Origin of the sequence: Streptomyces sp. S.PB5 (assembly GCF_030403745.1) — a bacterium.
GTDB lineage: Bacteria > Actinomycetota > Actinomycetes > Streptomycetales > Streptomycetaceae > Streptomyces.
The window spans coordinates 34,938-60,777 of record NZ_JAQMWP010000016.1 but is presented as its reverse complement, the minus strand read 5'-3'; the positions used below and the strand labels follow the sequence as shown (position 1 = coordinate 60,777).

General features: G+C 69.3%; 22 protein-coding genes and 3 pseudogenes. 16 read left to right on the top strand and 9 right to left on the bottom strand.

Going from position 1 to position 25,840, the window contains the following annotated elements; genetic code table 11:
- Positions 1-27 precede the first annotated feature (27 nt).
- Positions 28-1,245 (top strand): IS110 family transposase, encoded by a 1,218-nt coding sequence (locus PH203_RS35120; protein ID WP_289925655.1) that lies wholly within the window; start codon positions 28-30, stop codon positions 1,243-1,245.
- 15 nt (positions 1,246-1,260) lie between these two features.
- On the opposite strand, the pseudogene PH203_RS35115 reads toward PH203_RS35120, so the two are convergent.
- The 3 genes and pseudogenes from PH203_RS35115 to PH203_RS35105 form a co-directional block, all read right to left on the bottom strand.
- A pseudogene (locus PH203_RS35115) lies at positions 1,261-2,303 on the bottom strand (IS256 family transposase); the annotation flags it as partial.
- A gap of 150 nt (positions 2,304-2,453) precedes the next feature.
- Positions 2,454-2,806: pseudogene (locus PH203_RS35110) on the bottom strand (NUDIX domain-containing protein); the annotation flags it as partial.
- A gap of 251 nt (positions 2,807-3,057) precedes the next feature.
- Entirely contained in the window at positions 3,058-4,545 is a 1,488-nt protein-coding gene (locus PH203_RS35105; RefSeq protein ID WP_289925388.1) for an MFS transporter, read from the bottom strand.
- A 232-nt stretch (positions 4,546-4,777) separates the two neighbouring features.
- Between PH203_RS35105 and fdhD the strand changes: the two genes are divergently transcribed.
- Complete coding sequence (gene fdhD / locus PH203_RS35100) at positions 4,778-5,605, top strand: formate dehydrogenase accessory sulfurtransferase FdhD (protein ID WP_289925387.1); 828 nt, start codon at positions 4,778-4,780, stop codon at positions 5,603-5,605.
- Here fdhD and PH203_RS35095 read toward each other — a convergent pair.
- Positions 5,552-6,040, bottom strand: coding sequence for a hypothetical protein (locus tag PH203_RS35095; protein ID WP_289925385.1), 489 nt, complete (start codon positions 6,038-6,040; stop codon positions 5,552-5,554). The two genes, fdhD and PH203_RS35095, sit on opposite strands and share 54 nt — an antisense overlap.
- Before the next feature lie 74 nt (positions 6,041-6,114).
- Positions 6,115-6,582, bottom strand: coding sequence for a nuclear transport factor 2 family protein (locus PH203_RS35090; RefSeq protein ID WP_289925382.1), 468 nt, complete (start codon positions 6,580-6,582; stop codon positions 6,115-6,117).
- Positions 6,583-7,255: 673 nt separating this feature from the next.
- On the opposite strand from PH203_RS35090, the gene PH203_RS35085 reads away from it, so the two are divergent.
- The 3 genes from PH203_RS35085 to PH203_RS35075 are packed head-to-tail and all read left to right on the top strand — an operon-like array spanning position 7,256 to position 9,573.
- Positions 7,256-8,050, top strand: coding sequence for an SDR family oxidoreductase (locus PH203_RS35085; RefSeq protein ID WP_289925381.1), 795 nt, complete (start codon positions 7,256-7,258; stop codon positions 8,048-8,050).
- Positions 8,051-8,097: 47 nt separating this feature from the next.
- The gene (locus tag PH203_RS35080; protein ID WP_289925380.1) at positions 8,098-9,147 is read left to right on the top strand and encodes a PAS domain S-box protein; all 1,050 of its coding nucleotides are present in this window, start codon (positions 8,098-8,100) and stop codon (positions 9,145-9,147) included.
- Positions 9,148-9,207: 60 nt separating this feature from the next.
- Positions 9,208-9,573, top strand: coding sequence for a response regulator (locus PH203_RS35075; protein ID WP_289925378.1), 366 nt, complete (start codon positions 9,208-9,210; stop codon positions 9,571-9,573).
- Between the two features lie 92 nt (positions 9,574-9,665).
- Here PH203_RS35075 and PH203_RS35070 read toward each other — a convergent pair whose 3' ends face one another.
- Positions 9,666-10,325: a response regulator transcription factor gene (locus PH203_RS35070; protein WP_289925375.1), complete on the bottom strand. Its 660-nt coding sequence runs from the start codon at positions 10,323-10,325 to the stop codon at positions 9,666-9,668.
- A gap of 157 nt (positions 10,326-10,482) precedes the next feature.
- Here PH203_RS35070 and PH203_RS35065 point away from each other — a divergent pair.
- From PH203_RS35065 to PH203_RS35020, 10 genes and pseudogenes are all read left to right on the top strand, one after another.
- Positions 10,483-11,312 (top strand): annotated as a pseudogene (locus PH203_RS35065) (alpha/beta hydrolase).
- A 372-nt stretch (positions 11,313-11,684) separates the two neighbouring features.
- On the top strand, positions 11,685-12,236 hold the full coding sequence (locus tag PH203_RS35060; RefSeq protein ID WP_289925654.1) for a hypothetical protein: 552 nt from the start codon (positions 11,685-11,687) through the stop codon (positions 12,234-12,236).
- A gap of 340 nt (positions 12,237-12,576) precedes the next feature.
- Positions 12,577-13,314, top strand: a complete 738-nt coding sequence (locus PH203_RS35055) for an SDR family oxidoreductase (RefSeq protein WP_289925374.1) — start codon at positions 12,577-12,579, stop codon at positions 13,312-13,314.
- Positions 13,315-13,392: 78 nt separating this feature from the next.
- Complete coding sequence (locus PH203_RS35050; RefSeq protein WP_289925372.1) at positions 13,393-14,292, top strand: SDR family oxidoreductase; 900 nt, start codon at positions 13,393-13,395, stop codon at positions 14,290-14,292.
- Between the two features lie 228 nt (positions 14,293-14,520).
- Complete coding sequence (locus PH203_RS35045; protein WP_289925371.1) at positions 14,521-17,322, top strand: LuxR family transcriptional regulator; 2,802 nt, start codon at positions 14,521-14,523, stop codon at positions 17,320-17,322.
- 287 nt (positions 17,323-17,609) lie between these two features.
- Positions 17,610-18,620, top strand: coding sequence for a histidine kinase (locus tag PH203_RS35040; RefSeq protein WP_289925369.1), 1,011 nt, complete (start codon positions 17,610-17,612; stop codon positions 18,618-18,620).
- Positions 18,621-18,711: 91 nt separating this feature from the next.
- Positions 18,712-19,176: an SsgA family sporulation/cell division regulator gene (locus tag PH203_RS35035; protein ID WP_289925368.1), complete on the top strand. Its 465-nt coding sequence runs from the start codon at positions 18,712-18,714 to the stop codon at positions 19,174-19,176.
- Positions 19,177-19,330: 154 nt separating this feature from the next.
- Positions 19,331-19,486: a DUF1275 family protein gene (locus PH203_RS35030; RefSeq protein ID WP_289925367.1), complete on the top strand. Its 156-nt coding sequence runs from the start codon at positions 19,331-19,333 to the stop codon at positions 19,484-19,486.
- Between the two features lie 100 nt (positions 19,487-19,586).
- Positions 19,587-21,005 (top strand): cytochrome ubiquinol oxidase subunit I, encoded by a 1,419-nt coding sequence (locus PH203_RS35025; RefSeq protein ID WP_289925366.1) that lies wholly within the window; start codon positions 19,587-19,589, stop codon positions 21,003-21,005.
- A gap of 1 nt (position 21,006) precedes the next feature.
- Complete coding sequence (locus tag PH203_RS35020) at positions 21,007-22,020, top strand: cytochrome d ubiquinol oxidase subunit II (RefSeq protein ID WP_289925364.1); 1,014 nt, start codon at positions 21,007-21,009, stop codon at positions 22,018-22,020.
- Between the two features lie 453 nt (positions 22,021-22,473).
- Here the strand turns inward: PH203_RS35020 and PH203_RS35015 are convergent, their stop codons facing one another.
- The gene (locus PH203_RS35015) at positions 22,474-23,346 is read right to left on the bottom strand and encodes a helix-turn-helix transcriptional regulator (protein ID WP_289925363.1); all 873 of its coding nucleotides are present in this window, start codon (positions 23,344-23,346) and stop codon (positions 22,474-22,476) included.
- Between the two features lie 242 nt (positions 23,347-23,588).
- On the opposite strand from PH203_RS35015, the gene PH203_RS35010 reads away from it, so the two are divergent.
- Positions 23,589-23,792 (top strand): hypothetical protein, encoded by a 204-nt coding sequence (locus PH203_RS35010; RefSeq protein ID WP_289925362.1) that lies wholly within the window; start codon positions 23,589-23,591, stop codon positions 23,790-23,792.
- Positions 23,793-23,843: 51 nt separating this feature from the next.
- On the opposite strand, the gene PH203_RS35005 is transcribed toward PH203_RS35010, so the two are convergent.
- Together PH203_RS35005 and PH203_RS35000 are read right to left on the bottom strand one after the other, a co-directional pair.
- On the bottom strand, positions 23,844-24,770 hold the full coding sequence (locus PH203_RS35005; protein WP_289925361.1) for a TIGR03619 family F420-dependent LLM class oxidoreductase: 927 nt from the start codon (positions 24,768-24,770) through the stop codon (positions 23,844-23,846).
- A gap of 197 nt (positions 24,771-24,967) precedes the next feature.
- The gene (locus tag PH203_RS35000; RefSeq protein ID WP_289925360.1) at positions 24,968-25,774 is read right to left on the bottom strand and encodes a hypothetical protein; all 807 of its coding nucleotides are present in this window, start codon (positions 25,772-25,774) and stop codon (positions 24,968-24,970) included.
- Positions 25,775-25,840: the final 66 nt, after the last annotated feature.

The following is a 25,840-nucleotide window of genomic DNA, read 5'->3' as shown; positions in this document are numbered from 1 at the left end:
AGGCGGACGGTGGGGCGGTTCATCGGTTTGGACATCCACCGTGACTTCGCGCAGGTTGCGGTGGTCGAGGACAGGCTGGTCACGGACTGGGGCCGGGTGGATTGCAGACCGCAGGCGCTGCGGGAGTTCGCCGCCGGGCTGCGTCCAGACGACCAGGTGGCGCTGGAGGCCACCGGCAACGCGAGCGCGGTGGCGGTGCTGTTGGAGCCGCACGTGGCCCGGGTGGTGATCTCCAATCCGGTCAAGACCCGGGTGATCGCCGAAGCGAAGGTCAAAACAGACAAGGTTGATGCCCGCATCCTGGCCCAGCTGCTGGCCGCTGACTTCCTGCCCGGCACCTGGCTGCCAGACGAACGGATCAGGATGCTGCGGCGCCTGTCGGCGCACCGGGCGCAACTGGTGCGCGGCCGGATCCGGGTGAAGAACCAGGTCCAGACGGTGCTGCACCGCAACATGCTGCCGCGACCGCCGGTCACCGATCTCTTCGGCACACGCGGCCGGGCCTGGCTGGAGCATCAGACACTGCCTGCCGACGAGCGTCAGACCGTGGGCGCCCTGTTGCGCCAGCTCGACTTCTACGGTGCCGAACTCGCCGAGGTGGAACGGCGGTTGGCCGTCGAGGCATTGGACGACCCGGTCGTACGGCGCCTGATGACCATCCCCGGGGTGGACGCGATGACCGCGGTCACCGTGCTGGCTGCGGTCGGGGACTTCCACCGCTTCGGCAGCGCGGACAAGCTCGTGTCCTATCTCGGCCTGAACCCTCGGGTGCGCCAGTCCGGCGGGACACCCGCCCACCACGGCCGGATCACGAAGGCCGGCTGTGGCAAGGCCCGCGGGATGCTGGTGCGGGCCGCGTTCGCCGCGTTGCGTTCCCCGGGCCCGCTGCGGGCCCTGCACCAGCGGATCGCGGCCCGGCGCGGGATGCAGATCGCGACCGTCGCGGTCGCCCGGAAGATCGCCGTCATCGCCTGGCACCTGGTCACCAAGGAGCAGGACTACGCCTTCGCCCGCCCGAGCCTGGTCGCCTTCAAACGCCGCAAGCTTGAGCTGACCGCGGGCGCCGAACGCCGGATCTCGCGCCGAGGGGCAGGCTACGACTACAACAACAAGCAACTGCGCCGCCACGAACGCGAGATCGCCGAACAGGCCGAACGCGCCTACGCACTGCTGGCTGCCCAGTGGCAGCCCACGCGCCCGATCGGCAGGCCCCGTCTGCCTGCCATCCCCGGCGGAGACGCGTGACCTGCACTGCTTGACGATTACATCCGTGGTCCGCAAGTGGATCCAGTGCTCGGCCGGAAAGTCGAAGAACGCCAGCAGCTCCTCCTGATCGTCGGTGATCTTCTTGACCGCTTTGGGGAACTTCGCGCCGTAGAGCTGGGCGAGCGTCTTGACCGCCTTGATGGCGTGGTCGCGGTCCTCGGCGTTGTAGATGTCCTGGATCGCCTTCTTCGCGCCGGGCTGCGCGGACTTCGGCATGGCGTCGAGCACATTTGCGTTTTTGTGAACCCAGCACCTCTGCTTGCGGGTGTCGGGAAGCACCTCGGCCAGCGCCTTCCAGAAGCCCAGCGCGCCATCGCCGACCGCGAGGACGGGGGCGCGCATGCCCCGGCGGGCGCAGTCGCGCAACAAGTCGGCCCAGGACTCGCCGGACTCGCGGTAGCCGTCCTTGAGCGCCACCAGTTCCTTGGAGCCGTCGGCGCGAACCCCGATGAGCACCAGGACGCAGGCTTTGGCCTCCTCCAGGCGGACGTTGAGGTGGATGCCGTCGGCCCACACGTACACGTAGCCGACCCCCGCGAGGTCTCGGTCCATGAACGCAGCGTGGTCGGCCTGCCACTGCGTCGTCAGCCGCGTGATCGTGGCCGGGGAGAGCCCGGCCGAACTGCCCAGGAACTGCTCCAGGGCGGGCACGAAGTCGCCGGAGGACAGGCCGTGCAGGTAGAGCAGTGGCAGCACCTCGCTGATCTTCGGCGACTTGCGGCACCATGGCGGCAGGATCGCCGAGGAGAACCGCTTACGCTCGCCCGTCGCCTCATCGACGCGCTTGTCGTTCACCCGCGGAACCTTCACCTCGACCACGCCGGCCGCGGTCGTGACTTTCCTGGGCTGGTGGTAGCCGTTGCGGACCACGAGCCGCGACCGTTCTCGTCGCGCTGGTCAGCCAACTCGCCTATGTAGGCGTTGACTTCGGCCTCCAGCGCGGCGGCCAGCATCCTTCTTGCGCCTTCCCGAACGATCTCGTCGATCAGCGACGACCCGTCGTGCGTGGAGCCGTCCTCGTTGACTACGGTGAGCACGGATGTACCTTCCCGGCCGGTGCTGCGAACACCGGTCTTGCTCGGTGACCTATCGATCAATCACCCGGGAAGGTACGTCCTCCCCGGGCTGATCCACAGGTTCTGAGCATTGCTCGCTGAAGGATGAGTCAGGTGGAAGAACGATTGTGCATCCGGGACCACGGCTTCGTGCACGCCGAGCCAGTGAGGGCTCAAGCCGCTGCGGTTGATGGACGTGACCAGCAGGCGCGGCAGCGCACGAATACCCAGCTCCTCGGCCCGCCCCCGCGCGGAGGCCTGTTCACAGGACTCGCCGACATTCGCGGCGCCACCGACCTCGACCTCATAGAGCCCGCGGGAGGCGCGATACCTGCTCCGCCCGCCGGTGGACGAGGATCCGGCCACGATCATCACGACACCGTCACGGCAACCCGATGCAGCCACCCCTCCCGGATGGCCTCCCGACGGCTGACCACCCCCAGCACGCGATCTTGACCGTCGACACGCTCCACCACTTCATCCATGACGCACACCATCGCAGAGCCCCCCGACAACACCACTTCCCGGCGACTCGTGGAGGGCGTCCCGAGAGCACCTGCACCGGGAGGCCGGACCCGGATGACGACAGTTGTCGTGCAAATACGACACCTATCGTGCTCAGGCTCACTTCCGGCGAGACCGGACAGCTCCGCATGCTCGGAGTCCGCCCCACGGCAACCCGATTCACGGACTGGAATCGGCTTCCCCTCAAACTTGCCCCACCTCGTCAGTCCCCTCAGGGCCGCCGACGCTCCGATCTGTCCACCGCATCCTGCCCGCTCGCCCGGCGGTCCGCCCGCCAGTCCACCACCGCCAGGCCGAGAGCCACGAGGATCGTGACCGTGCCACCGGTCACCGACAGAGCAACCGCTGCGGACGATGAGGCGTGGTCGCCGAGAATCAGGTAGTACAGGCCCGGCAGTACGGCGGTTCCAACCGCACCACCCAGCCGCTGCCCGGTCTGAAGAGCGCCCCCGGCCACCCCCGCCATGGGTATGGGCACCTCTCGCAGGGCCATCGTTACGTTGGGGGAGACCACGAAGCCCCCGCCCACCCCGCTCAACAGCAGCGTCGGAATCAGCGCCCACACCGCGGTACGGGCCGGCAGCAGCCACAGCAGTAGCGCTGTCGCTGTCAGCCCCGTCACCACCGCGACCAGACCGAGGACGGTCAACAGGCGGCCCAGCCGGTCCACGAGGCGGCTGGCTACGACGGCTGCGCCCGCGGATCCGAGGGCGAACGGGGTGACCGCCAGTCCGGACCGCAAGGGTGAATACCCCACCGCGTCCTGGAAATAGAGCGCGAAGACCAACCAGATGCCGCTGAAGCCGACGAAGTACACCGTGGCGAGCGCGACCCCGGGCGTATAGCCACGGACTTCCGTGATCAGACGCGGATCGAGCAGCGGCACCAGCCCCTGAGCGGAGACCTGCCGTTCCCAACGGGCGAAGCAGCACAGCAGCAGCGCGCCGACGGGGAACATCCACCACATGTGGCGCACACCGCCGGAGTCGGCCTGGACGAGCGGCAACATCAGGGCGAACACAGCCGCTCCCAGCAGCCCCACCCCGACGAGATCGAGATGTCCGCGGCTTCCGGGCGCGGTTCGGGGAAGTAGATGCTGGCCCAGGAGCACGGCCGCCACCCCGACGGGGACGTTGACGTAGAAGATCCACTGCCATCCCTCGGGCCCTGTCGCCAGCGCCAGAATGACTCCGCCGGCGACGGGACCCACGGCACTGGAAATGCCCACCGTGGCACTGAACAGACCGAAAGCGCGAGCGCGTTCGGAGCCGCGGAACAGCTGTTGGATCAGGGCCGAGTTCTGGGGGGCCATGAATCCGGCCGCAACCCCCTGGGCGAGCCGAGCCAGCACGACCAGGGTGACGGTGGGCGCCGCGCCGACCGCCGCACTGCACAGCACGAAGGCGGACAGCGAGAGGAGGAAGATCCGTCGCCGGCCCAGGGCGTCTCCCAGCCGGCCGGCGACCACCAGGGCCAGGGCGAAGGTCAGCGCGTAGCCCGACACGACCCACTGCACGGACGCGGGTGTCGCGTGGAGGTCCCGTTGCATGGACGGCAGGGCCACCGCCACGATCGTCACATCGAGAAGGATCATGAAACCGGCGATCAGGGTGATCCACAGCGCCTGCCACCGGTTCGGGTCCGGGGCCGTGGATCCTGCGGTGTCCGCTGCGGCACCGGCGGGATACAGAGAAGGCACCACCACTCCTTTCACCCCCTGTCGGAAGTGTGCGGCGGCGCCCTGCCGTCGCACATCGCATGAATGAGTGCTTCCGCCGCGGCGGGGAGAGGAGCAGCACTGGGGGAGAGGAGCAGCACCGAGGGAGCGGCGCGACGTCGGGTGAGTCAGATGACGGATGCCTATGCCTGGCTACTTCGCTTAGCTTCACGGGGTACGACGTACGACACCGTTTCGCCTGAAGGACACATCCATGGGGAGAGCCGCGGTCCACCGCAGAGTCGTCAGAGTGCGCAACGGCAACAGCTCCGCGCGGGCCGACACTCTGGCCGTGGAAGAGCCGCTGGAGATCCGCCTGAACGGTGCGGCCCTGGCGATCACGATGCGTACGCCCGGTGACGATTTCGCCCTCGCGGCTGGCTTCCTGGTGAGCGAGGGAGTACTCGCCTCGGTGGACGACCTGCGAACCATCACCTACTGCGCGGGGGCGACGCAGGACGGCGTCAACACCTACAACGTCGTCGACGTGAGCACCGCGAAGAACATCTCCCCGGACAGGTTCAAGCTGCAGCGCAACTTTTACACCACGTCTTCCTGTGGCCTGTGCGGCAAGACGAGCCTGGACGCGGTGCGGACCACCGCCCGTTGGCCGATGACCCAGGACTCTTCCTTCTCCGTCTCAACGCAGCTGCTGGCCTCGATGCCGGACCGGCTGAGACAGGGGCAGAAGGTCTTCTCCCGTACGGGCGGCCTGCATGCCGCCGGGCTCTTCGACGAGCGGGGAGAGCTGATGGACCTCCAGGAGGACGTCGGCCGCCACAACGCGGTGGACAAGCTGATCGGCCGGGCGTTCCAGAAGGATCTGCTGCCGCTGGCCCGGCACGTGCTCATGGTCTCCGGGAGGGCGTCGTTCGAACTCGTGCAGAAGGCCGTCATGGCTGGCATCCCTGTGCTCGCGGCGGTCTCCGCCCCCTCGTCGCTGGCATGCGAACTCGCCGATGACAGCGGCATGACGCTCGTCGGCTTCCTACGCGGTGAATCCATGAACATCTACGCGGGCGACTGGCGGATCACCGACTGAGGCGGTCGCGGCACACACGTTGACCAGCGGCGGGACGGCTGTCAGAACGCTCCGGCCGCCGTCCCGCTGGACCGACCAGGCCGAGCAGATCGCGCGGTCCCCCCACTCACCCCGCAGTACCAGGTACTCGAGGTCCTCGTACGACCGCTGTGTCAGACGCAGGCTGGCGACCGGATAGGCAAAGAGCTGCGCGAAGTACTGCTCGGCGTAGTGCGGACCGACGCTGTCCGCTCGGAAGAGGCGTTGGAAGGCGGCGGCGTCATCGGCGCGCACCGCGGCGGTCGCCGCGTCCTCCAGCGCTGTGATGCTCACCGCCCCTCGGGCAGCCGGCGCCTGCGGCCGTTGCGTGTACAGGCACCAGCAGATCACCGTCAGCCACAGGACCAATGCCCCGCAGGTGAGGCCGAGCCAGTTGATTCTCGGTATGTGTGCCATGGACCCGTCTGTATCGGGCCCGGGCCGGCCGAGGGGGAGCTGGGCCGGCCCGGGAGTCTGAGGTGCTGCGGTTGCTAGAGCAGCGTGAAATCGTGGTCCACGCCGCGTTCGTACTCCGACCGCGGGCCGAAGTACCGTCGCCCGGACTCGGTGATCCGCACGTCGTTGATGCTGGCCTCCCGGCGGCGGTTGAGACCGTGCTCGTCGAACTCCCACAGCTCGTTGCCGTAGCTGCGGACCCACTGTCCCTCGTGGTCATGCCACTCGTACTGGAAACGCACGGCGATACGGTTGTCGTGCCAGGCCCACAGACTCTTGCGCAGCACGTAGTCGAGTTCGCGCTCCCACTTCGCGGTGAGGAACTCCACGATCGCCGCCCGGCCCTCGAGGAAGACATCGCGGTTGCGCCACACGGAGTCCGGGGAGTACCCGAGAGCGACCTTGTGCGGGTCCCGGCTGTTCCAGGCGTCCTCCGCCGCCTGCACCTTCGCCCAGGCAGTCGCGCGATCGAACGGGGGGAACGGAGGACGTGTCTCCGACATGACGGTTTTCCTTCCGGGAGACGGCTGGACACAGGAACCGGAGACGGGGGAGGGGGGTGTCACCGGGCGCCCTCCCCATCCCTCACAGGCGCCCGGTGACATTGCTGCGGCCCGGAGAGGCAGCGCCCCGGTCCGCAGCGCTCGTGGGTCAGGCCGCCGGTCGCACTGGTCGCGTCCGGCAGCAGGGCCTGGAGTGCACCGACTGCCGGACGCCGCGTGCGGCGGACACGCGGCTTTCAGGATCGCCGTTGGGCATGCGGCGGACCATGGAGCAACCCCCATGACCCATGAGCCCAGGAAGTGGGGTGGGCCCCAAAGAGCGGATCGGGCCGGCCATCAGTCACTGCTCACAGGGAACAGCATAGGTAGAGATATAGGCCAGTCACACCTGATGTCAGTTCGGCTGATTGGTGGACGCAGTACGTACACTCAACATGTGACACCTCACCGTATGCTTCTCAGTGCGTCGGAACGACCAGGCACCCCCCGTCCCGGTCGTTCCGACGCCACCGGCCGGGCTGGGGCATGTGGGGAACAGCCTCCGGCCCGGTGCGGCGAGTCGACGGTCAACCACTCCGCCATGTACGGCGCCGCGGTTGTCCGTCGATTCGTCATGTCCGGGCGGAACAGCTGACGGTGAGCCGACAGCCCAGAGACGGAAAGGCTTCAGCACATGCAGATCGACCTGACCGGCCGGACGGCTCTGGTCACCGGCTCCACCCAGGGCATCGGAGCGGCGATCGCGGCGGGCCTTGCCCTGGCCGGTGCCCGAGTGGCCGTCAACGGCCGGGACGAACAGCGGGTGGCGGAGCGCATCGCCCGGCTGCGCGAGCAGATCCCGGGAGCGGACCTCGTCCCCGCCGTCGCCGACGTCAGCACGGCTGAGGGCGCCGACCGGATCGCCGAGACCGTGCCGGAGACCGATGTCCTGGTCAACAACCTCGGGATCTTTGCACGGGCCGACCCGCTGGAGATCGACGACGCCGAGTGGCGGCGCTACTTCGAGGTCAACGTCCTGGCCGCGGTGCGTCTGACTCGTATGTTCCTTCCCGGGATGATGGAGCGCGGCTGGGGACGCGTGCAGTACATCGCCAGTGACTCCGCCGTCGTCATCCCCGCCGAGATGATCCACTACGGCGTCTCCAAGACCTCACTCCTCGCGGTGAGCCGGGGCTTCGCCAAGAAGGCGGCCGGCACCGGCGTCACGGTCAACGCGGTGCTGGCCGGCCCCACGCACACCGGAGGAGTGGAGGACTTCGTCTACGAACTCGTCGACCGCTCCCTGGCCTGGGAGGAGGCCCAGCGCACATTCATGCGTGAGCACCGGCCGCAGTCCCTGCTGCAACGGCTGATCGAGCCCGAGGAGATCGCCCACATGGTCGTCTATCTCAGCTCCGACCAGGCATCCGCGACGACAGGGGGTGCTCTGCGTGTGGACGGTGGTTACGTCGACGCCATTCTTCCGTGAGGCACCGGCCGTCCGACGCCTCACGGCGGCTCGGCATAGGAGTTGGAGTGCAACCGATTGGCCATGTACTGCCCGTCGTCCTGGACAGCGTGTCGCAGGTCATCTGGGTCGTCGACCACGAGGGCAGGATTCTGTACACCAACCCGGCTGGTGTGGCGGCGCTCGGCTACGACAGCGCCGAGGAGCTGGTAGGTCGCTCCAGCCACGCCACGCTCCATCCCGAGCGGCCGGACGGCACGCTTTTCCCTGCCTCGGAGTGCCCGATGCTTCGGTCGGCCACCACCGGGGAGCCGGCCCACGGCGACGACGAGTGGTTCAAAAGACGCGACGGCTCGTTCTTCCCTGCCTCCTGGTGGGCCGCGCCGGTCGACCTGCCGGACGGGCGCGGAGTGGTCTACTCCTTCTTCGACGCGACTGAGGCCCGTGAACTGGAGCGCGCCCGCCGGGAGCGGGACGCCGCCCGAATCCGCGCGGACGAGTCGCGGGCAGCACAGCGGCGCATCATGCAAAGCATCGAATCCGTACGCCGCCAGACCTCCCGCGATCTGCACGACGGTGCTCAGCAGCGCCTGGTCAGCCTGCTGATCGGTCTGCGCCTGACGCGCGAGCTGCTGCCGGACACGGCATCGGACGCGACCGGCCTGCTCGACCAGGCCACCGAGGACGCCCAGACCGCGATCCACGAGCTGCGGGAACTGGCCTACGGGGTGTATCCCGCGGTGCTCATGACGAAGGGCCTGGTGGCCGCGGCGGAATCACTGGCCGAGCGCTGCGCCGTGCCGACGACCGTCCTGGCAGAGTGCCCGGAGCGCCTGCCGGCGGAAGTCGAGTCCAACGCCTACTTCGTCATCGCGGAAGCACTGACGAACGCGGTGAAACACGCGCGGGCCTCCCACATCCGCGTCTCGATCGTGTCGAAGGGCTCCCTGTGCGTCGAAGTCGCCGACGACGGCATCGGTGGCGTGCCGCGGGACACCGCCGGCAGCGGCCTGACCGGGCTGATGGATCGCGTGGCGGCCTTCGACGGAGTCCTGGTCATCGACTCGCCGACCGGAAAAGGCACGTCGGTCCGTGCGGAAATCCCCGTCCTCGACTAGCGGAAAGCGTGGGGCTGCCCCTATGGTCTGTTCTTCTACGCGCAAGGCATTCTGGTGAGCATGCCCGTCAACATCGTGGTCGTCGACGACGACCCAGGTTTCCGCCGCATCGCCAAGACGCTGCTAACGGCGCGCGGTCTGCACGTCGTCGCGGAGTCGGAGGACGGCGCGTCGGCCCTGGCCGCGGTGCGCGAACACCAACCGGACGGTCTCCTGCTCGATCTGCATCTTCCCGATCATGACGGGGTGACCGTCGCCCGGATGTTGCGGCGTGAGGACTGCAAGCCCAGGATCGTGCTGACCTCCACCGAGCAGTCGTACTGGTCGGAGGAGGAGTTGGAGCAGGCGGGGATCGAGTCCTTCATCGCCAAGGACCGTCTCTTCGACGCCGATCTCAAGGGCATCTTCGGCACGACGCCTGCCTGATGGGGCCCAGAGGCCGTGCCTGACAGCACCGCGTCCCGTCAGCTGGCCCGCCCGGGGACCTCAGACGTCTACTGCCTGAGAACTGCAGGTCTCTACTGCTTGAGATACCGCAGCACGGCCAGCACCCGGCGGTGCTGGCTGGAGGTGGCCTGGCTGAGGCCGAGCTTCATGAAGATGCCCGTGACATGGCGCTCCACTGCGGGCACCGTCACGAACAGCTGGCGCGCGATGCCGCTGTTGGAGTGCCCCTCGGCCATCAGCGCCAGGACCTCCCGCTCCTTCGGGGTCAGCGCCGCGAGAGGGTCCTCCTTGCGCTTGCGGCCGACGAGGGCGGCGATGACGTCGGAATCGAGGGCCGACCCGCCGGCGACCACGCGCTCGACCGCGTCGGTGAGGATCTGCGGGCTCGCCACCTTTTCCTTGAGCAGGTAGCCCACACCACTCGGGTCGTCGCCGACCAGGTCGAGCGCGTACGAGGCGTCGAGGAACTGCGAGAGCACGATGACCGCGATTTCCGGCTGCGCGGTGCGGATCTCCTGCGCAGCCTGAAGGCCGTCCGCGTTCAGGTTCGGCGGCATCTGGATGTCGGTGATCACGACGTCGGGCCGCTGCTCCTTGGTGACGCGGACCAGGTCCACGGCGTTGTCCACGGCCGCGACGACAGTGATGCCGGCACTGCGCAGAATGGTCGCGATGCCCTCGCGGACGAGGGCCTGGTCTTCTCCGAGCACTGCTCTCAGAGGTTCACTCATAAACCGCATCCTATGTCAGTCATATGTCAATGCCCAGACACATGCTGTTTCAGTTGCCGGAGCCCCTGAGTCCGTTTCGCATGTGCATGTGATGCGTGAACCTTGCCAGACGTCCAGGCTGGAGATCACGTACTTGATGGAAAGGGCGTGGTGTGTGATGCCGTTCGTGACGGTCGGGCAGGAGAACAGCGGGGCCATCGAGCTGTACTACGAGGACCACGGCAGTGGTCGTCCGGTGGTGCTGATCCACGGCTACCCGCTGAACGGGCACTCGTGGGAGAAGCAGGAGCGGGTGCTGCTGGAGGCCGGGTACCGGGTGATCACCTATGACCGACGGGGTTTCGGCCAGTCGTCGCAGACGGTGGTGGGCTACGACTACGACACGTTCGCGGCGGACCTGAAGGTGCTGCTGGAGCACCTGGATCTGCGGGACGTGGTGCTGGTCGGGTTCTCGATGGGCACCGGCGAGGTGACGCGGTATCTGGGCCGGTACGGTTCGGAACGTGTGGCGAAGGCGGCGCTGTTCGGGGCGATCCCGCCGTATCTGCTCCAGACGGCGGACAATCCGGAAGGCGTGGACGCCTCGGTGTTCGAGGGGATCAAGGAGGCGGTGCTTAAAGACCGCCCGGCGTACTTCAAGGACTTTCTCGACAACTTCTACAACGTCGACATGTACGCGGGCACCCGGATCAGCGACCAGGCCTGGCAGAACTCCTTCAACGTCGCGGTGTCGGCGTCGGCCTACGCCGCCTACGCGTGTGTGGACACATGGCTGACGGACTTCCAGGACGACCTGCCCAAGATCGACGTTCCGACGCTGCTGGTGCACGGGAACGCCGACCGGATCCTGCCCTACGAGGCGACCGCCGCGCGGCTGCCGGGGCTCATCAAGGACCTGACGTTCGTGACGGTCGAAGGCGGCCCGCACAACATCGCCTGGACCCCGAGGAAGTCAACCAGGCACTCCTGGACTTCCTCGCCAAGTGACACCCCGCCACCGCCTCCCTCCCGGCTCGTCCGGGGGGAGTGCAGTGGCCCTCCCGGTCCGGCTCCCACCCGGCCCGGGCTCCCTCGCACACGCCGCGTACCTGTGTCCATGGACGGCGTCAACGAACTCGGCCGGTTCCTCGCGCCCGCAGAGCGGCTGTCACCTCCAGCCGGGCAGGGCTGTCCGCCGACGCGGCACACCGCACCCCCGGCCTCACGCAGAGTGAGGTCGCCCACCTGGCCGGGCTCAGCAAGGGCTAGTACGCCCGGCTGGAGCAGGGCCGCGAGACGTCCCCTTCGGATCAGGTCCTGCGGGCGCTGGCCCGGGCTCTACAGCTCACCCCCGACGCCGTCCGGCACCTGCGCGGCTTGGTGAACGACCGGGACCGGAGCACCGTGCCGGTGCCCGAGGTCACCCAGCCGGTCGTGCGTCTGATCGAAGCCTGGGAGGACACCCCCGCCCTGGTGCTCGGCTCCTGTCTCGACATCCTGGCCGCCAACGCCCTGGGGCGCGCTCTGTACCAACTCGCCCTGCCCTACGGGAACCTTGTCAGATTCACGTTTGTCGACCCAGCCGCCCGTGTCTTCTACCGCGACTGGCAGGACATCGCCGAGGCCGGGGTCGCCTGGCTGCGCTCCACCGGGGGCAGCAGGGCGCGAGACGCCCGCCTCACCGAGATCGTCGACGAACTCGCCTCGCACGAAGAGTTCCAGCGACTGTGGGGCCGTTACGAAGTTCACGGCAAGGCGAGTGATGTAAAGCGGCTGCACCACCCTGTGGTGGGCGACCTGACGCTGCGCTACCAGATCTTCGACGTCGGCCAGGCCGTCGGCCAGTACCTGTTCACCTACCAGCCCGACCCGGCCTCGCCCGGCGAGAAGGCTCTGGCCGAACTGAGGGCCGTCGCGGCGGCGCAAGCCTGACCGACGCATGGGCGCCCTGACGTCCGGCGCGCTCGTTGTGGGGTCTGCCTTACGCGGGGTCTGGGTGAGCCACACACCGTACGTCCAGCCTGCTCGATGGTGAGCCGTGCGTCCCGAAGGAAGACTGGGCTGCGCGCCGAGGGTTTCCGGCCGGCAAACAGGGTTTCGGCCAGCTCCCCTCCTGGCGGTGCACGACTGCCTACCCGGCGCTGTTATCGATGCTCACGCATCAGTGTTTTCATCGATCCACCTGAGTGTTATCGTCGATAACGCAAATGCGAGAGCGATGATGTGGCTCGCGGATGCGCGTATCCCCACCCCATGCGAAGGAATGATCACCATGACTGAGACCAACATCCGTGTCGCCCTGGTCACCGGCGGAACCGGAGGCATTGGCCGGGCTGTGGTCGACCGCCTGGCGAAGGACGGCTTCGCCCTCGCGGTGCACTACGTCGGCAACAAGGCCAAGGCCGACGAGGCCGTCGAGGCCGTCAAGGCCGCCGGCGGCAAGGCCATCGCGGTCGCCGGCGACGTGGCCGACGAGACCGCCATGGCCGCCGCTTTCGCCGCGATCGAAGAGGAGTTCGGCGGCATCGACGTCGTCGTCAACACCGCGGGCATCATGCTGCTTTCGCCGATCGCCACGCTGAACCTGGACGACCTGGACCGCATGCACCGCACCAACATCCGTGGCACCTTCGTCGTCGCCCAGCAGGCGGCCCGGCGGCTGCGCAGCGGCGGCGCCCTGATCAACGTCTCCTCGTCCCTTACCCGGCTCCAGTTCCCCACCTACGGCGCCTACGCCGCGAGCAAGGGAGCGGTCGAGGCGATGACCCTCGTGCTCGCCCGTGAACTGCGTGGCAAGGACATCACCGTCAACGCCGTCTCTCCCGGCCCCACCGCCACCCCGCTGTTCCTCGAGGGCAAGGACCAGGCAGCCCTCGACAACCTCGCCAAGGCCGCCCCGCTGGAGCGGATCGGCACGCCCGAGGACATCGCCGAGCCCATCGCCTTCCTCGCCGGCCCGGCCCGCTGGATCAACGGCCAGACCATCTACGCCAACGGCGGAATCATCTGAGTCCCCGCCCTCCTCTCCGCAACCCCGCCTGAGCCCTCACTTCCCTGTCAGCCCACTCATGTGGCCAAGGAGATTCCCATGAGCAACATCGTCGTCATCACCGGTGCGTCCAGCGGTTTCGGTGCCCTCACCGCCCGCGCCCTTGCCGACACGGGCAACACCGTCTACGCCGGCATGCGCGCCACCACCGGCCGCAACGCGCCCCAGGTGCAGGCCGCCGCCGACTACGCCAAGGAACACGGCGTGGATCTGCGCGCCATTGAGATGGACGTCAACTCGCAGGACTCCGTCGACGGCGCGGTCAAGCAGATCATCGAGGAGCACGGCCGGATCGACGTCATCATGCACAACGCCGGCCACATGGTCACCGGCCCGTCCGAGGCGTTCACCCCCGAGCAGCTCGACGAACTTTTCGACATCAACGTGCTGTCCACCCAGCGCGTCAACCGCGCCGTCCTGCCGCACCTGCGCAAGGCCGGCCGGGGCCTGGTCCTGTGGGTCTCCAGCTCCAGCGTCAAGGGCGGCACCCCGCCCTACCTCGGCCCGTACTTCGCCGCCAAGGCGGCCATGGACTCCCTCGCGGTCACCTACGCCGGCGAGCTCGCCCGCTGGGGCGTGGAGACCTCGATCGTCGTGCCCGGCTCCTTCACCAGTGGCACCAACCACTTCGCCCACTCCGGCCACCCCTCCGACGAGACCGTCGAGGCGGAGTACGAGACCAAGTACGCGGGGCTGATGGAGCAGGTCGCTGGCAAGCTGGCGGCCCTCGCCCCCGAGGACGCCGATGCCTCACTGGTCTCCGACGAGATCGCCCGCATCGTGGCGCTGCCCGAGGGCACGCGGCCCTACCGGGTGCACATCGCCCCGGCCAACGACGGCTCGGATGAGGTCTCCAGGGCCGCCGACCGCATCCGCCGCGAGTTCCTGACCCGGATCGGTCTGGACGACCTGCTGAGCGTTCACCCGGCAGACGCGTGACAGTACGCGTCCCGCATGGCTGAGGGGCCGACCCCGGTGGGTCGGCCCCTCAGCCATGACACCCGCGCACGACAGGGCTTGACTGGACCTGACATCAACAGGGACCTAATGTGTCCCCCCAGGGGAGCAAGTAACTATCGCGCAGTCACCTACTAAATCATGTCGAGCTGGGTCCGTCCGCGCTTCCCGGCCGGAACGAGCTGTCGCATGTTGCCAGGGGTAGTTTCCATGCAGAGCCAGAACGCCTCGCCCGACTGCGAACCCGACCGTTCCACCACCGGCGCCGGAGGCCCCCTGTTCGGACGCGACGCGGAGCTCAGAGAACTCGACGCCTTCTTCTCCCGAGCCGGTCATGACGGCGCAGTCCTGCTCCTGACCGGGGACGCCGGAGTGGGCAAGAGCGTCCTGCTGGACGCCGCGGCCGGCCGCGCGGTGCGGGCCGGAGCCCGGGTCGTCCGGGCCTCGGGCGTCCAGTTCGAGGCGGATGTCGGCTACGCAGTCCTCAACCAGCTCCTGCTCCCGCTCGCCCCGGCCTTCACCCGGCTGGACGAGGCGGAGCGCAACCCGCTCATGGTGGCTCTCGGGCTGCAGTCGGGACGCGTGCCCGACCGTACGGAGGTTGCGCGCACCTCACTCGCCCTGCTGCGGCGCGAGGCCGAGGCGCGCGCCCTGTTCCTCGTCGTCGACGACCTGCCCTGGATCGACCGGCCCACGGCGACCGTGCTCCGGTTCCTCGCCGCGAACCTCGGCGGCAGCCGTATCGGCCTGCTCACCGCCTCCCGCACCGGCGAGGACGTCTACTTCGACCCCGCGGGGCTGCCCGCCCTCTGCGTCGGTCCCGTCGACGAGGGGTCCGCCGACGAGCTGCTGCGCCATGCCTTCCCCGAGATGGCGGCCCGCGTACGGCAGCGAGTGCTCGCCGAGGCGAAGGGCAACCCGCTCGCCCTGCTGGAGCTGCCCGACGCCCTGCACCCGACCCAGCTGGCCGCCCGTGCGGCGCTCCCCGACGTACTGCCGCTGACCGCCTCCATCGAGGCGCTGTTCACCACCCGCATCAACCAGCTGCCGCCGAACACCCGGGAGGCGCTGCTGCTGGCGGTGCTGGAGGGCAGCGGTGACCTGCGGCTGCTAGAACGCGCAGCCCCCGCGACCCAGGGGGCGTCCGCGCTCGCCCCGGCGGAGGAGGCGAAGCTGGTCGAACGGGACGACGCCACCGGGCGTCTGCTGTTCCGGCACCCGCTCGTGCGGTCCGCCGTCGTGGAGTCCTCGACCAACACCGAACGGCGCCGGGCGCACCGCACACTGGCCCACCTGTTCACCCAGGACCCCGAGCGCCGAGCCTGGCACCTTGCCGAGTCCGCCACGGAACCCGACGAGGCGGTCGCTGGACTGCTGGAGGAGGCGGCGCGCCGCAAACTGCAGCGCGGCGACGCCACCGGCGCCCTCGCCGCCCTGACCCGGGCCGCCCATCTCAGCCCGGAGTCGGTGGACCGCGGTCGGCGGCTCGCGGAGGCGGCCTACCTGGGCGCCGACGTCACCGGCGAGCTGGGCAGCGCGACCCAGCTGCTGAACCAGGCGCGCGCCATCGATCCCGAACTGAGCGGCTCCCTGCACGCCGCGGCGGCGGCCGCCTGGGTCACGGTCAACGGCGACGGCATCATCGACACCGCGCACCGACTGCTGGTGGGCGCGATCGAGAACGGCGACCACGGCTACGAGGCGGCCAACACCGACCTGATCGACGCGCTGTACATGCTCGTGATCATCTGCTGGTGGGCGGGCCGTGAGGAGTTCTGGCCCCCGCTGTTCCGGGCGATCGAGCGGCTCAAGCCCGAGCCTCCGGAGATCATTCTGCTGATGAGCCGGGCCTTCCCCGATACCGCGCGGGCGACCGCCGGCACCCGGCAGGCGCTTGCCGAGCTCATCGCCCGGCAGGACGCCGAGTTCGACCCCGGCAGCCTGGTCCGGGTCAACACATCCGCGGTCTACCTTGACCTGCTGGGCGGCTGCCGAGCCAGTGCCTGGCGCCTGATCGAGAGCGGCCGGGCAGGCGGCACGGTCCGCAGCAGCCTGGCCTGCTTCATGCACCTGTGCCTCGACGACTTCGCGACCGGCCGTTGGGAGGAGAGTCAGCGGCTGGCCGACGAGGGACTCGCCCTGGCCAAGGCTAACGGCTACGACTTCATCGCCTGGTACTTCCTCTTCCACGAGGCGCTGCTCGCCGCGGTGCGCGGGGAGAACGCCGCCCTGCACGAGTGGGCCGACGAACTGACCCGGGTCACCACCCTGCGCCGCGCCTACGGTGCGGCCCGCTTCGCCCACCACGCCCGCACCCTCGGCGCCATCGGCCAGGGCGACTTCGAGGCCGCCTACCATCACGCCTGCGACCTCAGCCCGGCTGGCACCCTCGCCCCCTACACCCCGCACGCCATGTGGGTGGCCCTGGACCTGGTGGAGGCGGCCGTGCGCACGGACCGCCGGCCTCAGGCCGAAGCGCACGTTCGGGCCATGTGCGAGGCGGCGCTGTGGGAGGTCTCGCCACGCCTGGGCATGCTCACGCTGGCGGCTCGCGCCCTGGTGGCCCCTGACACCCATGCGCTGGCCCTGTTTGACGAAGCCGTCAACGTGCCCGGGGGACAGGAGTGGCCCTTCGACCACGCGCGCGTACACCTGCTGTACGGCGAGCGGCTGCGGCGTTCCCGCGCCGCGCGGGAGGCGCGCGAGCACCTGAGGACCGCGCTCGACCTCTTCGACCGGCTCGGGGCCGCTCCGTGGAGCGCCCGGGCCGCCACGGAGCTGCGGGCCGCCGGGCAGCCGCAGCCCCATCCGTCGGCCGGCCGCGCCGTGGCGGCCGGGCTGACCGCGCAGGAGACCGAGATCGCACTGCTGGCGGCGGAAGGGCTGACCAACAAGCAGATCGGCGAACGGCTGCAACTGTCGCCCCGTACCGTGGGATCCCACCTGTACCGGATCTTCCCCAAGCTCGGTATCGGCTCCCGAGCGGCCCTGCGCGACGCACTCTCCGGCTGACCGCGCCCGTCCCCGAGGTGTTCCGGCCCGGCGGGACCGAGCCAGCGTCAAATGACGGATGCCGCCCGTCGCCTTTGCTGGAAGAGTTCTTACCAGCGAAGGTACCGCTCACCGGCCGGCCCTCGAACGGGACGACCGCGCTGCGGCACAGCGGGCGGCGGCGCCCCGGCCCCAGTCCGTTCGCGCAGGGTGCCCCGTGGCCGAGATGGATCCGCCCCGGGAACACGTTCATGATCCCTCGTGTGTGGCCGGGGGAGTGCTCGATCCCTAGGGGAAGGGGAAGCGCGATGACGTCAACCGCCGACGATCTGGCCAGCATCCTTGACGTCATTCAGCAGCCTGCCTGGGCTGTGGACGCCGATCACCGGGTGTCGCACGCGAATGCGTCGGCTGCCCGGTTCATGGGCTACCACCGGCCCCGTGACCTGCTGGGCCTCGACGGCAGACCGTCCGTGCGTCCCAGGGGCGGCACCGGCGGCCACGGCGCCCCCGGTACGCTGCCGACCCGCGGAGAAGGTGTCCTCACCCATGCGGACGGCTCGCTCGTCCCGGTGGTCTGGTCACTGCTGCCGCTGCACCGACCGGGCGGTGAGACGGCGGTGTACGTCTTCCTGCCGCCCTCCGACGACGATGCCGAGCCGTGGCCCGAGCGCGATCCCTTCCGGCTGCCGCAACAGCAACCGCAGCCACATGTCGCGCGGGAGGACGCCCGCCACTGGCGGCGTACCGCGGACTCGCTCCAGCACGGCGCTCAGGAGCGTCTCGTAGGACTGCTGCTCGGCTTGCACCTGGTCCGTGAGCAGTTCGGCCACGGCACCGGTCCCTCGTCCGAGGCGATCGAGTTGCTCGACGCGTCGCTGCGGGACGCGGAGGAGGCCCTGGCCCACGTCAGGGAGGCGACGGCCGCCACCTATCCGGGCGTTCTCAAGCTGCGGGGGCTCAAGGCCGCTCTCCTCGCCTTCGCGGCCCTCAGCCCGCTGAAGGTCACCGTCACAGGAACCCTGGAGGGGCGGCTGCCCGACCCGGTGGAGATGCACGCCTACTTCCTGGTCACCGAGGCGATCGACCGCGCCGGGCGGGTGGGAGGCGCGGACTTGGTCCAGGTGCGGGTCGACGTCGGCTCCGCTTTGGTGGTGTGTGTCGACGACGACGGTGACGCACCTCGTCACGGGGACGACGCGGCACCTCTGGCAGCCATGACCGACCACGTCCTCGCCGTGGACGGAACCCTGAGTGTCCGGCACGTGCCGGGCTCTGGCACCAGCGTCCGGGCCGTCATGCCCCTGCACCACTACTGACGCTGAAACGACGTCACATGACTGATGTGTGCCGACCCGCTCGCGCGACAGGCTTGTCGTGCGGTCATCGGCAGAGCGAACGGAGCAGATGATGGACCAGCGTCGCGAGCACGCGGCTCGTGCGGCCGACCCCTCGCAGCAGGATCTGGGCACGGAGACCTCCGGCCGGATCCGCCACGACATCCGGGGCTGGCTGGCCTCGGCAGGAACACTGCGGATCCCCCTGCGTGCCCGTTTCGACTACGACCCGGCCGACCCGTACGTGGTGCGGCTCTCCTTCTGCCTGCCGAACCACCGCGAGGTGACGTGGATCTTCGGCAGAGACCTGCTCGCCGACGGCCTGCATCTTCCGTCGGGGGCCGGAGACATCTGTGTGGCGCCGAAGGCAGAAAGGATTCTGCAGATCGCCCTGACCCCGCTGTCCGGAGCGGCGCTGATCGAGGTGCGCCGCGCCCGTGTCGGCGACTTCCTCAAGGCCACTGAACGAATCGTCCCGCGAGGCCAGGAGAAGATCGACATCGATGCGTTCCTCAGCACCTTCCCCGAGGACGACTGAACCGACCGAGCGGAGCCCGCGGCACCCTCTCACGCATTCTTGTGATGCGGGTTACCCCGAGGGCCGGAAGGCTGAGCCACAGGTTGGTGATGAAAAGGGTGGGGTGCGATGCCGACGGCCCTCTCGGCCGACACCGCCCCGATCCGGCCGCCGCATGCTGACGCTCGCGGCCGGGGCGGCGAGCGCCGTCGGCTTCCTGAGCCTGGGCGGAGTCTTCACCAGCGTCGTCACGGTCAACTCCACGCTGCTCGACCTGCACCTGGCAACACCGACCTCGTCGCCGCCTACGACGGCAGCGTACGGACACTGACGCACTATCAGGCCATCGCGCACGACACGCCCCGGGGCGGCACAGCCGGATACCTGCCCGGGATGAACGCGCCCCACCTCGAGGACTGACGGAGCCGCACATGACGACGGCCGACGCGCTCACATACCTTTCCATCCCGGCCGACGCGGACCCCGAGCAGCTGTTCCCGGCCCGTGAACAGATGGCGTTCACCCTGGGCTTCCACATCATCCTGGTGCCGTTCGGCGTGGCCCTCACCACCCTCATGCTCATCGCGCACCACCGCGGGCTACGCAAGGGCGACACCGAGGCGCTGCTGCTCGCCCGGCGCTGGTCGAAGGTGGCCGCCGTACTGTTCGCAGTCGGAGCCGTCACCGGCACCGTGCTCTCCTTCGAACTGGGCATCCTGTGGCCCGGCCTGATGAAGAACTACGGCTCCGCGTTCGGCTTCCCCTTCGCCGTCGAGGGACTGTTCTTCTTCCTGGAGGCCATCTTCGTCTCCCTCTACATCTACGGCTGGGACCGGATGCGGCCCTGGGCGCACTTCTGGTGCGGCGTCCCGGTCTCCCTGGCAGGCCTCGGCGGCACGGCCTCCGTCGTCGCCGCCAACGCCTGGATGAACCAGCCCGCCGGCATCACCCTCGAGCACGGCAAGGTGGTTGCCGTCCGGCCCGCGGAGGTGTACTTCAACGGTGCCTTCTGGCTTGAGTTCCTGCACATGTTCATCGCCGCGTACATCGTCGCGGGTTTCGTCGTGGCCGGGGTCTACGCGGCAGGCATGCTCCGCGGGCGCCGCGACCGCTACCACCGGGTGGGCTTCGTCACCGGCTTCGCCGTGGCGGCCTACGCGCTGCCGGTACAGATCCTCGTCGGCGACACCATCGCCCGGCAGGTCTTCGGCGACGAGCCCGCCAAGTTCGCGGCGATCGAACTGCTCCCCACGACCAGCAGCCACGTCCCCGAGACCCTCGGCGGCGTACTGGCCGACGGCGAGGTGCGGTACGGCCTCAAGATCCCGGACCTGGCGTCCCTGCTGGCCGGATTCCGACCATCCACCCGCATCGACGGCCTGGAGGCGGTTCCGGCCCAGGTCAGGCCGACAGACGCCGAAGCCACCGTCGTGCACTGGGCATTCGACATCATGGTCGGCACCTCCTTCCTCCTGCTAGCCGTCGCCCTGTGGTTCACCTGGCTGTGGTGGCTGCGCCGCGACCGGCTCGCCACCAGCCGCTGGTTCCTGCGCTGCGCCTCCGCGTGCGGCGTCGTGGCGGTCCTGTGCCTGGAGAGCGGCTGGGTCGTCACCGAGGTGGGCCGCCAGCCCTGGATCGTGGTCGGGCACCTGCTCACCCGGGACGCGGTCGCCACCCACGGCAACCTGTGGCCGTTCTTCGGCACGGTGCTCGCCCTGTACTCCGCCGTAGGGGCCGCCGCCGTGTGGGTGCTGCGCGCCATGGCCCGCCGCTGGCGGCAGCAGGGCGACGCGGCCGCCCCCGTACCGTACGGACCCGAGCACGAGGTCCGCGAAGGGCCGGTGTCCTGAAATGGCGAACCTCGTCACCGTCTTCCTCTTCCTCGGCGTCATCGCCTACGGCCTGCTCGCCGGTGCCGACTTCGGCGCCGGGTTCTGGGACCTCCTCGCGGGCGGCGCTCGCCGCGGTCGGGCCCCGCGCGCCCTCATCGACGCCTCCCTCGCACCTGTGTGGGAGGCCAACCACACCTGGCTGATCTACTGCCTGGTGATCCTGTGGAGCGGCTTCCCCACGGCGTTCGCGGCCCTGACCACGACGTGCTACATCCCACTGGGCGTCGCCGCGCTCGGCATCGTACTGCGCGGGGCCGGCTTCGCCTTCCGCAAAGTTTCCCTGCGCACCCCCGAACAGCGCCTGTACGGCGCCGCGTTCGCCGCTTCCTCGGTGCTGACACCCTTCTGCTTCGGCTCCGTCGCCGGTGCCCTGGCCTCCGGGCGGGTGCCCGCCGGAGGCGGCGGGAACGCCCTCACCAGCTGGCTGAACCCGAGCGGTGTCCTCGGCGGAGTGCTAGCCGTCCTGGTCTGCGCCCACCTCGCGGCCGTCTATCTGACGGTGACCGCCCGGCGCCGCGGGGACGGGGATCTGTTCCGCTACTTCTGTGTCCGGGGACTGGCCTCGGGCGTGCTGGCCGGCGCCGTCAGCGCCGGCGGCATCTTCGTGCTGCGGGCGGACGTGCCCCGGTTGTTCCACAACCTGACCCACCGGTCCCTGCCGCTGGTCCTGCTGGCCGCGCTCGGCGGTCTGGCGGGCCTGGTGCTGTTGCGCGCCGAAGAGGTCCGGGGCCTGCGCGAGGCCGCCGCGGCGGCCGTTGCCCTCGTCCTCGGCGGCTGGGGCGTCTCCCAGTACCCCTACCTCCTCGGCACCCACGTCTCGCTCCAGGACGCCGCCTCACCCGATGCCACTCTCGGCGTCCTCGTCGGCGTCGCCTGTGTGGCGGGCGTACTGATCCTGCCGTCGCTGATCCTGCTGTTCCGCGTGGTGGGCCGCCCCGGCGTGGACGGCCGCCCGCCCCGCCGGAGGTCATGACGGCACCCGGCAGCACGCCGCACCGCCCCTGATCCCGCGTCCGGCGCGCATATCTCAGAGGGACGCCCTGCGGCCCCGCCTGCTGAACGACTCCGACCGGATGGGGTATCCGTCTGGCGGCACCTGCCGCTCACCGAGATCCACCCGAACGCCGAGCTCGCAGCCGAAGCCGCCGAAGCCGCCGAGGCGGTCGGCTGGCAGGGTCGGTACCGGGAGCGGCACGATCTGCTGACAGCCCAGCAAAGATCCCTGCGGCAGCCTGGTCTGTGCACGTCCGTGCAGCGCCTTCAGCTCGACCTGGACCCATTCGACCGCGCTGCGCCGGCACGACGAGGTGGCCCAGGCGACCGAGGACAGGGAGTCGGCCGATCTGAACGGGTAGGGGGTACGCCCAGCTTCTGTTGCAACGGGCGGCGCGTCAGCGGGGCGGCGGCACGCGCTGTGGGGCAGGTGTCATGAGGAGCTATCGAGGCACCGGCCGTCGCCCGTGGCCGGCCCCCCGGCGGGAGCGTCGCACCCAGGGCGGATCAGCCCCCGCAGTGCTCGTTCGCTCGGCGAGCCCGGCTCGGCCTGGAAGGTGCCGAGTTGGTGACCGGGCGTGCCGTTGATGGTGAACGACTGGTACGTCAGCTGCAGGGCGCCGACCTGTGGATGCACCATCCAGCCCGTCCGGTGGGTCTTGGCGCGGATGTCGTACTTCGCCCAGAACCAGGTGAACTCCTCGCTCTCCGCCGACAGTTCTTCCACCAGGGCGCGCAGCGCCCGGTCTTTGGGGTGGAGCGCGGACGTCGCGCGCAGACTGGCCACGCAGGCCCAGGCGAGCGCCTGCCAGTCCTGGTAGAACTGCCGGGCGCGCGGGTCCAGGAAGATGAAACGGGGAAGGCTAGTCTCCGCGCCCAGCATGGAGAAAAGCGCCCTGCCCCCGTCGTTCGCGGCCAGGACGTCGAACCGGCGACTCATGATCAGGGCCGGGGTGTCCCAGGTGTCGATCAGCCGGACCAGGTGTGCGGCCAGGCAGTTGTCGATCGGTGCCGACTCACGGGTGCGCAACCCCTGCCAGGCCAGCTGGTGCAGATGCTCGGCGGCCTCGGCGTCCAGTCCGAAGACCCGGGTCAGCGCATTGAGCACCTGCTCGGACGGATGCTTCTCCCGCCCTTGTTCCAGACGCGCGTAATACCCTTCGCTCACGCCCGCCAGCATGGCCACCTCATTACGCCGGAGCCCCGAGGTACGCCGTGGACCATCGTCCGGAAGCCCCACTTGTGCGGGTGACGTGGCAGTGCGGCGTGCTCGTATGAACTCACCCAGAGGACTGACGTTGTGCATTTAACTAAGGTTACTTGCTGACTTGAGGCAATGAACCCCAACATGACTGTGTGGGTGTACGTGACACGTCTACCCATGATTGAAGAGGGGCCTGGTGCAAAACCAACGGCGCACCGTGGGGCTCTCCGCGGAAACCGTCCGGACGGCTCGACAGCTTTCTGGCATGACAGCGGGCAATATGATGCTCAGCCGCTGAAGAGAGACCGGTGTACCACGCGGCCCCGGTCGGCGAAGGAGACCTGATGCCCGAGAAGGAACCCTATTGCCCGACTCCTGCTCAGGTGCCGAGCATCGACGCGGAGGAGTGGCGGGCGGCCCCTGGTGAGCCGACCGCCGAGTGTGTCCTGTGCCGGGAGCCCACCGATTTCAGGTATGACGTCCCCGGACTCCCCCTGTGCCCGCGCTGCGCGTGGCAGGAAGCGCAGCGCACGGCCTGCTCCGGTTAAAAGGCCTCTCTCAGCTCGGAAAAACCATCGGAGCGAATCACGGCAACGTTGTCAGAAAAGGGCGTTCTGGGTATCCGTCATATCCGCCAGCAGCGCCAGCAGTTCACGCGCGTAGGCGATCGCCCCGTCCACCGACTCCACTTCGTACATGGAATCGACCATGAAGTGATCTATCTCCGTTTTGTCGTGCAGATCGCGGATCGCGTCCGCCACGGCCGCGACACCCGTTCCCTGGGCAACGTTGACCCGCAGCACGGTGTCGATGTCCGCCGGTTGACGGCCAGCCTCCCGCGCCCATGTGTCGATCGACGCGCGCTGCGCGATCAGACCCTCCGCGTCGACGTAATCCGGCACCACGCACAGCGGCAGCCAGCCGTCCGCACGGCGGGCGACCCGGCGCAGGGCGACGGTGGAGAGTGCTCCCAGATAGACCGGGGGACGTGGTGTGCGGGCCGGCTTCAGCGGCGCATGATGCAGCGGTACGGAGAGCAAGTTCCCGGAATACCCGGCGGGGTCCTGCGTCCAGATGACGTCCAGGGCATCGAGGAGTTCGTCGAGCAAGGCACCGCGCCGGGCGAAGTCCCGTCCCGCCGCCTCGTACTCCTCCGGCGACCAGCCCAGTCCGAATCCCGGCAGCACCCGACCGCCGCTGATCACGTCGATGGTGGTGAGGGCCCGCGCGAGCTGTACGGCCGGGTACAACGGGGCGATGAGCACGTGCGAGCCAAGCAGGACGCGCTCGGTGACGGCGGCCGCGATCCCGAGAAGTACGAACGGGTCGGCGGCGGGGTTGAGTTCGGGCGGAATGGTGTCGCCGTGTCCGCCGTAGCCCACGAGGGGCCGGACGGCGGCGAGGTTGCGATCGCCGACCCACAGACTGGCGGCACCGGCCCGTTCGGCCTCGCGGGCGAACTCCGCGACCCGAGCAACTTCGAACGCCTGGTGATGGAACTGGGGGAGTGCGAAACCTATGCGCATGGTCACTTTCCGGGAAGGGGTCAGAGTGACTGTCAGCTCACAGTGAGAGTGAGTGACACTCAAACACTACACAGTGAGCCATCGCTGACTCGTTCATGGCATGGGTGCGAGCAGTGACTCTTACATGCGCTTAGTTGAGCGACTTGTCGCAGGGTTGCTGTGTGCCGCCGTCTACACCAGGGCCATGTGCGCGCAGATCAGTCGAACAGCCCGTCTGGCGAGGCTGGCGGCGTTCCGCCCGCGAGGACCGTGGCCAGCCGCTCGCCGCCCAGTCGGACGGCCTGTTCGGTGGCCACCGCGGACGCCCCGCCCAGGCCCCCGTTGATCACGCTGATGGCGCTGCTCTCGCTGGTCACCAGGGCAACGTCGAGGGACAGGGTGAACGGCACCCCGTTCGTGGTGCCCCTGGCGACCACCTGCAGGGCCTGCCGGGTTCCGCCCGTTTTCGGCACGTCGAGGGCAGTGACCTGGACGCTCTCCCGACTGCCGTCGGGGCGTGTGGCCTCGAACTGGTCGCACCTATCCGGCAACGCGGCCAGCCAGGTCCGGTCCGCGGCGAGCCGGTCCGCCGGATAGGCGCCCACCTCGTAGCGCAGGCGCGCCCCGTCGTCGGAGGCGAACACCGCGACCGCGTGCGCCGAGCCGTCCGGTGCGGCCGCTACCAACCGGTTCCGGCTCAACCGGTCCAGTAACTGCTGGCAGGCACCCGCGCCCGCGTCGTTCAGGTAGAACTGCCTCCTGTCCACTGTGGCCTGCAGCAGATCGTCGTAGGCACCAGGCACGTCCCGCACCTCGGTCCACTGTGAGCCCAGGTACGCCATGGTGAGCAGGGCGTGCCGGGCTCCCTGGGAGGTCAGGGCCGCCGGCGCGGGGGAGCGCGACACCTCCAGGTCTTTGGCGGTCCGCGCCGTCCGATCCTGATGCGGCCCGGCACAGGCTGTCATGGCGGTGAGCGAAACGCCCGCGACGAGGGCGAGGAGCAGGCGGCGCGGACCGTGCGACACGCGTCGACGATCGCGTGGATGCGGTCCGGCGGAGTGCCGGCTCGGGGCAGCCGTGGTCGAACGCAG